Annotated in this window: 12 protein-coding genes; 4 read left to right on the forward strand and 8 right to left on the reverse strand. The window is 38.7% G+C overall.

The window, feature by feature from the left end:
* The first annotated feature begins 81 nt into the window (after positions 1-81).
* The 3 genes from ACPF7I_RS07960 to ACPF7I_RS07970 all read left to right on the forward strand — a co-directional run bounded on the left by ACPF7I_RS07960 (position 82) and on the right by ACPF7I_RS07970 (position 3372).
* Complete coding sequence (locus ACPF7I_RS07960) at positions 82-681, forward strand: DUF1640 domain-containing protein (RefSeq protein ID WP_430743989.1); 600 nt, start codon at positions 82-84, stop codon at positions 679-681.
* A gap of 309 nt (positions 682-990) precedes the next feature.
* Positions 991-2109 (forward strand): glutamate 5-kinase, encoded by a 1119-nt coding sequence (proB, locus tag ACPF7I_RS07965; RefSeq protein ID WP_430743988.1) that lies wholly within the window; start codon positions 991-993, stop codon positions 2107-2109.
* Between the two features lie 21 nt (positions 2110-2130).
* Entirely contained in the window at positions 2131-3372 is a 1242-nt protein-coding gene (locus ACPF7I_RS07970; RefSeq protein WP_430743987.1) for a glutamate-5-semialdehyde dehydrogenase, read from the forward strand.
* A gap of 36 nt (positions 3373-3408) precedes the next feature.
* On the opposite strand, the gene ACPF7I_RS07975 is transcribed toward ACPF7I_RS07970, so the two are convergent.
* Complete coding sequence (locus tag ACPF7I_RS07975) at positions 3409-4242, reverse strand: 5'-3' exonuclease (RefSeq protein ID WP_430743986.1); 834 nt, start codon at positions 4240-4242, stop codon at positions 3409-3411.
* 560 nt (positions 4243-4802) lie between these two features.
* Between ACPF7I_RS07975 and ACPF7I_RS07980 the strand changes: the two genes are divergently transcribed.
* Complete coding sequence (locus ACPF7I_RS07980) at positions 4803-5978, forward strand: ISL3 family transposase (protein ID WP_050367897.1); 1176 nt, start codon at positions 4803-4805, stop codon at positions 5976-5978.
* A 466-nt stretch (positions 5979-6444) separates the two neighbouring features.
* Here the strand turns inward: ACPF7I_RS07980 and ACPF7I_RS07985 are convergent, their stop codons facing one another.
* From ACPF7I_RS07985 to ACPF7I_RS08015, 7 genes are all read right to left on the reverse strand, one after another.
* Positions 6445-7668: an MFS transporter gene (locus ACPF7I_RS07985; protein ID WP_430743985.1), complete on the reverse strand. Its 1224-nt coding sequence runs from the start codon at positions 7666-7668 to the stop codon at positions 6445-6447.
* Positions 7669-7675: 7 nt separating this feature from the next.
* Positions 7676-9136 carry a formylglycine-generating enzyme family protein gene (locus ACPF7I_RS07990; RefSeq protein ID WP_430743984.1) on the reverse strand — a complete coding sequence of 487 codons (1461 nt, stop codon included), beginning with the start codon at positions 9134-9136 and terminating at the stop codon, positions 7676-7678.
* Between the two features lie 718 nt (positions 9137-9854).
* The gene (locus tag ACPF7I_RS07995; protein WP_430743983.1) at positions 9855-10370 is read right to left on the reverse strand and encodes an IS630 family transposase; all 516 of its coding nucleotides are present in this window, start codon (positions 10368-10370) and stop codon (positions 9855-9857) included.
* Between the two features lie 14 nt (positions 10371-10384).
* Entirely contained in the window at positions 10385-10915 is a 531-nt protein-coding gene (locus ACPF7I_RS08000; RefSeq protein ID WP_006322879.1) for a winged helix-turn-helix domain-containing protein, read from the reverse strand.
* A gap of 456 nt (positions 10916-11371) precedes the next feature.
* Positions 11372-11737 (reverse strand): hypothetical protein, encoded by a 366-nt coding sequence (locus ACPF7I_RS08005; protein ID WP_430743982.1) that lies wholly within the window; start codon positions 11735-11737, stop codon positions 11372-11374.
* A gap of 233 nt (positions 11738-11970) precedes the next feature.
* A complete protein-coding gene (locus tag ACPF7I_RS08010; RefSeq protein ID WP_430743981.1) occupies positions 11971-13167 on the reverse strand; it encodes a YhgE/Pip domain-containing protein in 1197 nt (398 codons plus the stop codon).
* Between the two features lie 81 nt (positions 13168-13248).
* Positions 13249-13998: an alpha/beta fold hydrolase gene (locus tag ACPF7I_RS08015; RefSeq protein ID WP_430743980.1), complete on the reverse strand. Its 750-nt coding sequence runs from the start codon at positions 13996-13998 to the stop codon at positions 13249-13251.
* Between the last annotated feature and the right edge of the window lie 67 nt (positions 13999-14065).

Below are 14065 nucleotides of genomic sequence, written 5' to 3' on the forward strand. Positions count from 1 at the left end.
TTATATTGAAAAATAATAAGGAACATACTTCTTTCTTGTCCGCCATTCATTTATAATGAGAAACGAAGGAGGTGAATCAAAATGGAAAAAGAAACAATTATAAAAGAAATTGTGAAAGCGCTCGGACAATTCTCTGACAAAATTCATCACGAAATGAAAGAAATGGGCAATCAACTCCGAACTGAAATGCAAGAAATGGGTAACCAACTTCGGACTGAAATGCAGGAGATGGGCAATCAACTTCGGACTGAAATGCAAGAAATGGGCAATCAACTCCGAACTGAAATGCAGGAGATGGGCAATCAACTTCGGACTGAAATGCAAGAAATGGGCAATCAACTCCGAGCTGAAATGCAAGAAATGGGCAATCAACTCCGAGCTGAAATGCAAGAAATGGGCAATCAACTCCGAGCTGAAATGCAAGAAATGGGCAATCAACTCCGAGCTGAAATGCAAGAAATGGGCAGCCAACTCCGAACTGAAATGCGGGTCGTAGAAAGCAAACTAGAAACGAAAATCGATGTTCTCCGACAAGAGATGAACGAACAATTCCAACAGGTAAACGAGAAAATAGACCTCCTACGCGACGATCTATCAGACACGCAAGAAACTGTTGATTTGCTCTCTTCTAAAACACTTCAACATGAACGAAAGCTTCGTCTTTTGTCCAAACAGTCGTAAAATCCATTGACATTTTTATTTTTTTGTTTCATAATTCTGAAAAAAGATATATATGGAATAAGGCACGGGACAAGTAAACCGATGGAACGTGTCAGAGAGTGGAACCCATAGGCTGGAAGGTTCCTCACGCGAAACCGGTTGAACCTACCCTATACGGCCGCTTATGCAAACATAAGCCGTTTCCCCGACGTTACAGGGCAAGAGGTGGGCGCATGGCGCCAAAAAAGGTGGTACCGCGGAAACAACGCTTTTCCGTCCTTTTCTATAAGGGCGGAAAGGCGTTTTTATTTTTCAGAAAGGAGTGAAACGGTGAAAAAAAAGCGAATTGTCGTCAAAATTGGGAGTAGTTCATTAACGGAAAAAAGCGGAACACTCTCGGAACAAAAACTACACGAACATGTTGAAGCGCTTGCGTATATGAAACAACTCGGACACGACGTCATTCTCATTTCCTCTGGCGCAGTCGCTGCCGGATTCGGTTTACTTGGGTATCGCTCACGCCCGAAGGCACTCGCCGCGAAACAAGCAGCGGCCGCAGTCGGTCAAGGAATGCTTATGCAAAAATACATTTCCGCTTTTCGTTCGTTCGATATTGTCACGGGACAGTTGTTGTTAACGCGTGCCGATTTTTACGACCGCGAGCGATTTCGCAACTTATTTGCGACAATTTCCACATTGTTAGAACGAGGTGTGCTCCCGATTATTAATGAAAACGACTCAATTGCAGTCGAAGAGTTGACGTTTGGGGATAACGATTTACTGTCCGCGCTTGTGGCCGGCTTTTTGCATGCGGATGCTCTCATCATTTTAACGGACGTTAACGGGCTGTATGATCAAAACCCGAAACGTGCTGAAGCAAAAAAATATCATTTTCTATCAGAAATCACCGACGAACTCATTGCCCAAGCAGGTGGAAGTGGCTCAACGGTTGGAACTGGGGGGATGAAATCAAAACTTCTTGCGGCGCAAAAGGCTCTTTCTTTCGGTGTTAGCGTTTTTATCGGCACAGGGGCTAGCAAAGAAAAATTGAAACATATTTTAGAAGGAAAAGGCGATGGGACGTATATCGGCTCCCCTTTTCAAGAACATATGCAAATGCGAAAACAATGGATTGCGTACCATTCCGAAGTCGCAGGTGCGATTGAAATTGATGAAGGAGCAGAAACAGCCCTTTTGCATAAAGGAAAAAGTTTATTACCAGCCGGTGTAACAAACGTATTTGGCTCATTTCAAGCGCTTGATGTCGTCAATGTCGTCAATCAAAAAGGCGATGTGATCGCTAGAGGGCAAGTATATTATGCGGCTAACGATTTAGCGAAGGTAAAAGGTCTTTCAAGCGAGGAAGCGAAACAATATTCTTTCCACCATCGCCCAGAAGTTATTCATCGCGACAACTTAGTATGCTTCAAAAAGACATCTGTCTGCTAAAAACGAAAGGAGCGAAAACGAATGAGTGAATTAATTGTCAAAGCGAAAAAATTAAAGCAAGCGGCCAGTCAATTAGCAATGTTATCAACAGAAGAAAAAAACAACGCGCTCACGATGATTGCAGAAGCGTTAATTGCACAAACGGGGTACATTTTACAAGAAAACGAAAAAGACATGGCAATCGGAAAAGAAAACGGGCTCTCTCCTTCCTTGCTTGACCGGCTGCAACTCACGGAAGAACGCATTCAGCAAATCGCTGATGGTGTCCGCCAAGTCGTTGATCTGCCAGATCCGGTTGGAGAAACAATTGAACAATGGACGCGACCAAATGGGCTAATCTTAAAACAAATTCGTGTACCGCTCGGCGTCGTTGGGATGGTGTACGAAGCGCGGCCAAACGTCACCGTCGATGCGGCTAGCCTTTGTTTAAAAACGGGAAATGCCGTCTTGTTGCGGGGCAGTTCTTCCGCCATTCACTCGAATAAAGCGCTCGTATCCGTCATGCAAGAAGCGTTAAAACAATCGTCAGTTCCATCCGATGCGATTCAATTATTAGAAGATACGAGCCGTGAAACAGCACAACATATGTTTCGTTTGAAAGAATATGTAGATGTTCTCATTCCACGGGGAGGTGCTGGACTTATCCAATCGGTCGTCGAACACGCCACAATTCCTGTATTAGAAACAGGTGTCGGCAATTGCCATATTTTTATCGACGATTCCGCGCAAAAAGAAATGGCGATCGATATCATCATCAATGCGAAACTGCAACGTCCATCTGTCTGCAATGCAGTCGAAACGGTGGTTGTTCATAAACAATGGCCGTATATAAAAGAGCTGCTTGAAACGTTGCACGAAAAAGGGGTCGAATTGCGTGCGGACAAACAACTTGCAAATACATATCCGTTTGTCCGTGAGGCAAAAGAAGAAGATTGGGCAACCGAATTTCTAGCACCCATTTTGGCGGTGAAGCTCGTTGAAACGGTGGACGAAGCGATTGAACATATTGAACGATACGGAACGAAACATTCTGAAGCGATTATTTCCGAATGCAACGAACATGTAGAACAATTTTTCGCTCGCGTCGATGCCGCTGTATTGTACCATAACGCCTCCACTCGCTTTACCGACGGCGAACAGTTCGGATACGGCGCCGAAATCGGCATTAGCACGCAAAAACTGCACGCTCGCGGCCCAATGGGTTTGCGTGCCATTACGACAACAAAAACACTTGTGTATGGCAATGGACACGTAAGGGAATAAAACCCAGCCTCTTGTAAGGCTGGGTTTTACTACCTCTTATCGAATCGCTTCTAACACCTTTGTAAACCGCTCGCTATCTCCATCCCATTTTGCCTCTTCCAACCGTAAATGAATCGGAATGTCGCAATGAATGGCTGCCAGTTTGCGCGATAAATGAAGCAAGTCGAGATGTTCTGTTATTTTTTGTTGCTGTGCGTTTGTTAAGTTCGCTAAATTTTCGATGATTCCTTCAATTGATCCATATTGTTGAATGAGTTTAACCGCTTGTTTTTCTCCGATGCCACGTACACCTGGATAATTGTCGCTCGGATCGCCCATGAGCGCTTTGACATCGATTAGCTGCTGTGGCTGAATCCCTTTTTCTTCAATAAAACGGTCGAGCGTATACGCTTCGTAGTTGCCGATTCCTTTAGCCAATAAGTAAACCGTGACACGCTCGGAAAGAAGCTGAAATAAATCACGATCTCCGGTCATAATCGAAATGCGCATCTCCTCGCGATATTGCCTCACAAGCGAGCCAATGCAATCGTCCGCTTCGGCATTCAGTACACCGATATTCGGAATACCAAGCATCGCAACCACTTCTTTCGCTAAGTCAAACTGCGGAACTAATTCATGTGGTGGCTCCCCACGATTCGCTTTATAGTCTGGAAACCATTCTGTGCGAAACGTCGCACTTCCCATATCCCAACAACAAACGACGTGCGTTGGTTGAAGTACATTTGTCGCCGCTTCAATTTGTTTCACTACCCCATATACCGCATTCGTCGGCACCCCACGGCTATTCATCATCCAGCGTGGCGCTGTCGCATAAAACGACCGAAACAATAACGCCATTCCATCGATTAATAACAAATGTTCTCGTTCCATCTTCGTTGTCCTTTCTATGTATCGATGCAACAAGTATAACAAAAAAACCAACCCATATGGGATGGTGGAAACGTTCAAAAATATTTTGTGCAACGTATCATTTATTGCAAACGTCTTTTTACAAAACCAACCAACTTCATAATCGACCATACAATAACAAATACGACACCGTAAACAACGACAAAAATAACAATACCTTTTAATAAAAGAAGTAAAATGCCTTTCCAACCTTCTTTAGACCAACTAATATACAAAAGACATACAAGAAATGCAAAGAAAGCAATGTAACTTTTTTTTATGTTATTTCCTCTTTCATACTTTGAAGTCATAAGTAGATAAAACATCGTTAACTCGAAACCCAAATGTTTTTATTTCTAAATCGTACTTTATATTAAAGGGCATGATACGAATTTTCCAAATACCATCTGGTTTATCTAAATGAGGCTCTTCACCACAAGTTGTACTTGATCATTTAAGGTAGGTGTGCATAGAGGGTACAAAAAATGCGAATTTTCCTGTATGGTAAAGGTGACCAAACCAAACCATGGAGGGAAATTCGCATGTACTCTCAGTTTATCAAAGAACTCATCGATTTACCAGATGTTTTGATTCAAAAGGTGCGGAAAGAAGGGGAACGTTGGATTTTCGAACTTTCTCTACCCGAACAATGCCCGTTATGTCCTGTCTGCTTGAAGCGCACGATCAAAATGACAGACAAAAAGAAGCAATGGATGCATGGCTATGCTCAGCGAATCGGAATTTTTTGGATCGAACTTCCTGTCGAGCGCAGACGTTGTAGCACGTGTGGCGTGACGTTCAGCACGTCGTATCCAGCCATCTCTCCTCGAAGTGTGGCGACGGATGCTTTTCAGCGATGGGTCGCGCAATCTTGCATCGGAACATCCATTCAGGCGGTGGCTCGTATGCTCAAGCTTCCTTACACGACCGTTGAACGATGGTTTTATACCCATGCCCCTTCCTTCCTATCGAATGACGTCCAACCAAAGGCGGTTTGTGTCGATGAGTTTGCTTTTCGAAAAGGGCACGACTATGGAGTGGCGATCATGGATGCCGAAACGGGAGAAGTGTATGCCATGGAAGCAGGAAAGAACGAGGAAGCCATTGGGCGTGCATTGGCTCATGTGTCTCGTTCCGTTCAGTATGTCGTGAGTGACTTGGCTCCAGCGATGAAAAAAGCGATTCAACGGGTTTGCCCAGAGGCGACACATGTCGTCGACTATTTCCATGTCATTCAGCTGTTTACCGATGCTTTAGAACGTTGTCGCAAATATTTGGGCAAAGGAGGCAAGAAACACGGAAATGTTCGTTACGTTTGCCGTTTATTGAGCCAATGTCCAGAGAAATTGACGGAGGAAGAACGTCAAATCATACGAGAATGGTGTAATGAAAGCGATTACTTAAAGTCTGTTTACCAATCGCTCCAACATGTTCGCTATGTGTTCAAAAGCAAAGATGAGCAACAGGCGAAACGTCGTTTGAACGCCTGGGTTCATCGGTATTTGTTTTGTCCTTGTTCTGCTGTTCGCGCCATCGCAAAATCACTCGTCAAACGAACAGACGAAATCATATCGTGCATTTTATCCCCTTATTCAAATGGGAAAATGGAGGGAACAAATAACAAGATCAAGCTGATGAAACGTCGGGGATACGGATACAGAAATATCCAGCGTTTTGCATTGCGGGTTCGGCTAGAAACAGCTAACATACTTTCATGACAGGTGCAAGTACAACTTTTGGTGATGAACCCTAAATGAAGAAAAAAAGAAAAATCTACAATTGAAAATACTTTTTGTATCTTTTTTTCTGATCAAGTTCTATCTTAATCCCAAAAACTGCTTCTCCATGTGGATGATACCATATCATTTCAACAAATCTATCAGTTTTTTCAACATTCGAAATAACACAATGAATGATACAGTATTTGTCAAGTGGAGTAAAAACTTTTTTATCTCTAAAGGATTACGCTCACCGTCAAGTTCAGTGCAACTATTTACACTAAATAACGGTAGATGAGCAAATTTTCTAACATAAATTTACAAACAAAAAAGAAGACATGAACCCGATTCCTTGGTTAGAATAGATGTGCCTCAACTACTCACAAGGGGATTCATGTCTCATCGTTCGACAGGTGACAGGCACAACGACAATAAAGGAACTCTAAAAACAGAGAGGTGTAGGAAACTAAATAGTTTTGTTTACATTAAACTCTATTTTTAGATTCTTTAATGCAACAAAGATTAATATTGAGCTAACTAAGGTCATAAGTGACGCAAGTAAATAAATATTTTGAGGACCCAGTAAATCCGATATTGTTCCCATCAAGAAAATAGAAAAGCCAAAGACCACGCTATTTATTGAACTATAAAAACCATAAAATGCGGTTAAGTCATCATCTTTTACGTGAAGCTGTAGTAAAGTTCTTTGAGCCGAATCTCTTAATTGATAAAACAACCCTAACACAAAAACCAAAATCAGAGACATTAATGGAATTTTGTTAAGTCCAAATATAAAAACAAATACGCTAACTCCTAATGAGCCTAAGGACATACTAATAACCAATTTTCTTCTTATAATAGAAGAAATTATAATTAAAACACTGGAACTCAAAATAGTACCAAGGTAATAGCTTGTATTAATATATCCCCACCAATTTTCTCCTTTATGCAAGACCTCTCTAACAAAAGCAAGAGTAATACCACCAATCCATATACCACTAGCAATACCTTCAATAATATCGACTATCAGCATTTTCAGAAGAAAAGGATTGCTTTTTACAACTCTCCAACCATCTAATCTAAATATTTTCTTCTTTTTATGTTTCATCTTATCAATTTTTATATTCATTGATTTAAAGAGGAGGGCTGGAAACAGATAGGAAAAAGTTATAGCAACTAAGATCCAAAGTTTATCAAAGTATACTACCAGTAACCCGCCCATCCCCCAAGATAACAAGCTAACTGTTTGTTCTAAGAAGGAAATAATATTATTTGCCCTAAATAATTGCGTATGTGTCACAACCTTAGGAACTAATGAATTACGGCATGGCAAGATGATACCTTCAATATAACTAATAAAAAATACAAATAAATATATAAATGTTGTTGTGAATGTGTTTAATTCTATTAGTTTAAAATAGACTATAAAAAAACTTAGTAATAGCACTTGAAATAAATAAAAAGAAGAAATTAGTCTAGTAATGTCAAATCTTTCTGTATAAAAAGGAAGTTGCAACCCACTAATAATTTTAGCTATAGTTCTAACCAATGCGACAATTGCTGCAAGAGTTGCAGATTTTGTATATTCGTAAATAAAAGATGTTGCTACAATTGTATATAGAATACCAGAAATATTTGTAATAACATTTCCAAATGCCAACTTATAAAAATTCAAAGTCAATAGTATCACCAACACCTTAATATATTGCTTTATTAGTTATAGGTTTTTTTAATGCTCTCTGTATCAAATAAACAGGAATATTTTTCACACATCTTATTCCCATTTCATTGTGTCGGCAAAATGGGATATCTTTGGCTCTATACGATGGAAACATTAAACCTGGATGAGAGTAAAACGATCCCCCTTTGAGCACTGCGAATGCGTTGGCTTTCGTTTGAGTACTTTCCCATACAGGATGAAACATTCTACGAGTTTTAAAATCACTTCTGGTCCACTCCCAAGTGTTCCCAACCATATCTACAACACCATAAAAACTTATGTTCGTTGGATTTTTTAATGAGATTGTATAGCTATCAAGTGAGGTGTCTTGATGAGCTTTTAATATCGTTTTTCGCCACTCGTCCAAGGAATCAATGTTTGTACCATACAAACTTCCCGAATATCTAACCTTTGTAGGATCAAACGAATTACCCCATGGCCATATTAATCCCTCGGGTCCTCGAGCAGCTTTTTCCCATTGAAATTCAGTAGGAAGCTCCTTCCCTTTCCAACGCGCAAAAGCAAATGCATCATAAAAATCAATACCAGTCACAGGATGGTCAGGTTTGTAACGCGGATCCCAGTAAGTATTACGTCTATGCTCTTTACCCTCTGGTTCATTAGGATGACAAAAAATATGTCCATTTTCTTCAATGAAATCGGTAAACTCATCATATTCTTTATTAGTAACGGGATACTTATCGATAAAAAATGGAGGAAGCCAAACTTTCATTTTTGGAACACTATCATTCCAATTAAATGTTTTGTAAGGAACTTCATTTTCATTTAATCCGTATTCAAAAAAACCACCAGGAATAAAAACCATTCCTTCCTCTTCAATTCTCTCGAACTCTTCTAACAATTCAGTCGGAATTTTTTCTTCAAAGTCATAGTTTCCCGGTAACACACCATATGTTTGAAAATAATGTTTTAACATTCGAAGTTCCTCTTCATTTTTCGTTCCAAAAATATCCAGAAATGTTTCTAAAACCTTTTGAGCACCTAACCCCACCGGTTTGTTTGGAAAATGCAACTTCTCTGTTACATCACCAATTATTTTTGAAAGGTTTGGTATAGCTTCTTCAATTCTGTATTTTCCACAGACCTCCATTGCCCTAAATGAAACTAAGTCATCTGGATCAAGAGTAAGATTAACTATGGTTTCTACCGCAGAAAAGTAAGGGATCCAATTTTCAACTACTTCAATAAGTTTATATCTAACATATGCTATCGGGTGGGACATACACATTCCAAAAATGTTTTCGGCCGCTACTGGATGTTCAACTTTATGTAGTAAAGGTAAAATTTTATGATCAATCAAATCTCTAAATTCCTCCGCACACTTAGGCGAAGTCTGCTCCATTAGTTGTTCTACTTCATTTAATATATCTATGTCTTTATTATATAAATCCAGGTGTTCGGCAGTTTTACACAACATATTATTACCTCCAATAGGTATTTAGCTTTTCCATATGTATGAAATTTATATAAAATTTAATTTAAAGATTCTACTTCCGACTAAATAAATATGGATTCCGTCAGGATACCAAAACGAGTGGGTACACCAAAAATCGAACTTCTGACAATCTATTTTTATTATGAATTAAAAAGTTGAAATGTTAATTAAGATTTAAGTAGAACTATGTTTATATCCAAACATTACAATTAAAAATAAAAATATTAAGCATTAAGCCATTAAGGAAATAAACATACTATAAGGCAGGGGGAGATCTCATCAAATAAGATGAGATACCCCATAGAGTATTAACCCCATTTTTCGTTTTGCATACAAATCGTTGGTTGAGAAAGAGCTTTTCTCCAATTCTTGTTTAACTTTTTCATATTGTCACCTCCTTTACTAATTTTAAACAGTTAATACAATTTAAATTTAAAATTATATTAATATTTTGTCAATATGTTTTTTTAAAATTTTGTAAATTTTAAATGTTTTACTTTTAGAAATATTAAACTTAACATGATTCTATATGCAGGTTGTTGTTTACCTCAATCCGTGACAGAAGCGTATCAAAAATGCTGGAAAACCTAATCATGCCGAGGTTTCAACTCAATTTCGAATGTTCACCTATTAGGTGAAGAACCCGAGGAGCAATATTTGTTGATTTATATACATCCAATTTAAAATTTTAACCTCTGGTTCACGCAGTACACCCGATGCGGCGTAACACCTCATCCGGGTGTTGTAGAACGTACTGTTCAAAGCGAGTAATGGATTGGGCAATGTCATTTTGATCCTTGTGAAAAACGTTGGCAATCACTTCATCTTTCAACCACTTCCACAGCCGTTCAATCGGATTTAACTGTGGAGAATACGGTGGCAAAAAGATGAAATGAAAAGCATCGCCTTCCTCGCCATCAAGAAAGGCTTGTACCATCTTGGCATGATGAATACGCGCATTGTCCAACACAAGCACGAGGAATCGGTCCGTATATTTCTCTTTCAATCGGTGCAAAAAGTCGAGGAACGTTTCGGCATTGGCGGATGATGCGCGATGAAATACCACATCGCCTTGTTGAACATCGACGGCGCCAAAAATAGAAACGTGGGCGTGGTGACCGTAGCTCGGCACGTGTTTTTGATTTCCTACTTCTGCCCATGTCGTACGTAGCGCTTGATAAGCACGAACATGTGTCTCATCCACATAAAACAGCATGGCATTCTCGGTAATTAGTTTTTTTTTATAAATTCAAGTTCTCTTTGAAAAGCAGCTTGACGCTTAGCGTCTCCTTTGACGAGCTTATACGTTGGGCGTGTCCATGACAAACGCAAACGATGCAACAACTTGCGAATCCCTTCCCGTGACATGGAAACACCATAGGTTTGTTGAATGTAAGATTGTAAAATGCGCGTGTTCCATGACGAAGCGATGCCCCAGCCAGCATCCACAGGTGTAGTAGTTAACACGAGTTGTCTGATTTCTTGTTGTTGTTCTTCCGTAAGAAATGGCACGCGACCAGGTGGTAAGCGACGATCGAGTAGATGATCGAGCCCACCTTGATTAAAACGTGCAACGTAGAGGGCAACCGATTGACGGCATACGTTGACCATTTTTGCGACATCTTTACCGAGGTGACCTTCCATAACAAGACGAACAGCGGTCACCCGAACACGAAGGGAAGCATCTTTGATTTTCCGTTCTTGTTTCCGAAGTGTTCGAGGTGTCCAACCGTGATCATTTGTGATTTTCAGACGTTTCATGCCAATTCCGCTCCTTTTGTATAGAAATATTTAGGAGCAGTATAGCCACGAAAAAAGGTGTTCATACAGAAGTCATCGTTTTAAAGTGCATGTATATAGATAAAACACCATTAACTCGAAAACCAAATGTTTTTATTTCTAAATCGTACTCTAGATTGAAGGGCATGATACGAATTTTCCAAATACCATCTGGTTTATCTAAATGAAGAAAAAAAGAAAAATCTACAATTGAAAATACTTTTTGTATCTTTTTTTCTGATCAAGTTCTATCTTAATCCCAAAAACTGCTTCTCCATGTGGATGATACCATATCATTTCAACAAATCTATCAGTTTTTTCAACATTCGAAATAACACAATGAATGATACAGTATTTGTCAAGTGGAGTAAAAACTTTTTTTATCTCTAAAGGATTACGCTCACCGTCAAGTTCAGTGCAACTATTTACACAAATAACTTAATAACGACCACCGCCAATTAATTTATGAAGTTTATTTTCCACTTTTGTTATGCCGTTATCAATTGCTTTGCCTACTTTTGTACTATCAAACCATTTTTCTACTGCAACAACTTTGTTCATACTGCCTATTACATAACTTCCGGCGAAATATCCTGCTACTGTACCCTTTGCGGCACCTTTTGCAGTTTCTGAAGCCACTTTTCTTTCTAACATAGTAAATCCTGTAGTTGCAGCTTTATATGCTCTCACTCCATTACCTACCCCACCTGTAGCCATCCCAACGACATTAGAAATCGTATTACTTCTCAAATCATCAGTAATAGAACTGACAACCCAATGTGCAACTTTTTGTATTTTATTCACGGTATCCCTCCTAATGAAAGAATATTTTACGAAATAATCATAAAAAAAAATATGTCAATCCTTTTTTAGAATAAATTGTACATAAATAAATAAAAAACCACCCCGGATGGGATGGTGGAAACGTTGAACGTTCACCTACCGCGCTTTTGTTGGTAATCTCAGTGAGCACCACGAACAAAATTTTCTGATATTTCCCGAGTTAGTCCATGAATTGTCCACGAAAAATATTTTACTCATATTTCCGAGGATTTAAATTTTCCGCGCATAGAAAATACAATTTGTATCGCAATAGCAATTGTTAACAATACCAAAATGATCATACTTAAATGTTTCAAGTCTGAACCAAGATCTCCCCCACCATAAATCAAGCTAAAATAACTGCTTACACCATAAGTTGCAGGAAGTAGATTACCAAGCTCATAATAGAAAGATGGCAATAATTCTCGTGGTACCATCGCTCCTGAACTTGCAATTTGAATGGCTGTTAAAGCAATGTTAAAAATCATACCTGGTATTCCAAATAACATAACGAAAACTTGAGATAAAGCTAAAAAGCTAAAGAAAAGAATGGACTGAAATCCCCATAAAACAAAAAAGTTATGATTCAATTCAATATGAAACAGATTCATTAAAAAAATGCTTAATAAAGAGATCCCGAGCGCTAATAGAACATTAATCATCTGTCTACCAACGAAAAGTGAAAATCGACCATACTCATTAATTAATCTGTCATTTGCAATCTGCAAATATTGGCTGATAAGCATAGCACTAATATAGGAGGCTAATACAATTAATAGTGGAACCATCGTGATAGCAAATCCTTCTTTTTCATTTTTCTTCACTATATTTGCTACTATAGGATCAATTTTTATATTTTCCTGCACCAAATCGACAACTTGAGTGGCTATGTCCTCAACCATCACTTTCATTTTTTCATTAGGAACTTTTTCTGCGACTAACTGTGGAATTCTTTTTGTTATCTGTGTGTTTACTGTCTCTCTAAATTGATCGTTGAGGGCATCATTCATTTTATTCGCTGCTTTTTCCATCATTTGTTTCGTTAAAGTTGGAGTAGCCTGATTAATATAATAATCAATTGTTATATTCTCATTTGCTGTCAACTTTTCTATTATTCTATTAGGGAGATGAATAACCATATTGACATTTCGCTTATCTAAATCTTCAAGTGCCTGATTTAATTCATCAAACACTTTTAATTGAAATAAATTTCTATCCTCCACCTCCTTTATGATTTCCCCCCCCAACTTATCATCACTACTAACAATCCCTACTAAAAATTGATTTGTTCGATCATAGACACCATCATAGGCGGTTAACCAAACAGTAACAAATATAAGTTGAAAAGCAATCGCTGCGGCAATTCCCACTAATGTTTCTTTCTGTTTGAAAAAACTTTTCATGATGTTCATTCATGTCTCCTCCCTTTAATATCCATTTTTATCACAAGTTTTATGACTGACCGTCAGTCTTTATTGGACACTATGAATTGATTACATATGGTGTGCCAATACACTCTTTATAAAACTCTCTACAGATTCCCAAAATGCTTTAGGTTTTTCCATCATCGGACTATGACCACTATTTTCAATAACCTTTAATTGTATCTGTGGATTGAGAGGAATTGAACTTTTCCAAGGTTCAATTGGTGAAACTTTGTCTTGATCTCCCCATAATAGTAATATTGGACACTTTATCTTAGGCAAAATTATCTTAGCGTCATAGCGATCTGCTTCCTTTGCTAATCGAATCATATTTAGAAAATTGCGTTTATGACTAAAAAACTCAGCTACAAGAGCTAGTTGTTCATCAGTGATACATTGTTGATTTACAAATAACTTCTCTTTTAAATCAACAAACCACTTTTTCAATCTTTCCTTGCTTCCTATTTTCGGTGGTCCAATACCCAGATTCGTGCTTCCCATACCTGGTGCACCACTCACAACGATTGCAGCCACTTTTTCCGGGATTGATGCAGCTAAATCCATAGCAAGCAAACCACCCAAAGAATTACCTACAACAATTGCTTTATATTTAATGAACTCGTTCAAAAACTTGATGAACATTTCACGTAACTCACTAATTTTATGACCATAAGCAGAAAGTGGCTCTCGTAGACGAATAATATTGTATTCGGTTTTAGAAAAATATGAAGCAGCATCTCCCCATATCCAATCTCCAGCAAATAAGCCAGAGATAAATAATATAGGGATTCCATTGCCTTCTGATTTGAAACTTTCCATACCTTCCTGCCTCCTTCGCTCCAGACTGACGGTCAGTCATATTGGTATTATATCCCACTTTCTGATA

Origin of the sequence: Anoxybacillus dikiliensis (assembly GCF_050613275.1) — a bacterium.
Taxonomy (GTDB): domain Bacteria; phylum Bacillota; class Bacilli; order Bacillales; family Anoxybacillaceae; genus Anoxybacillus.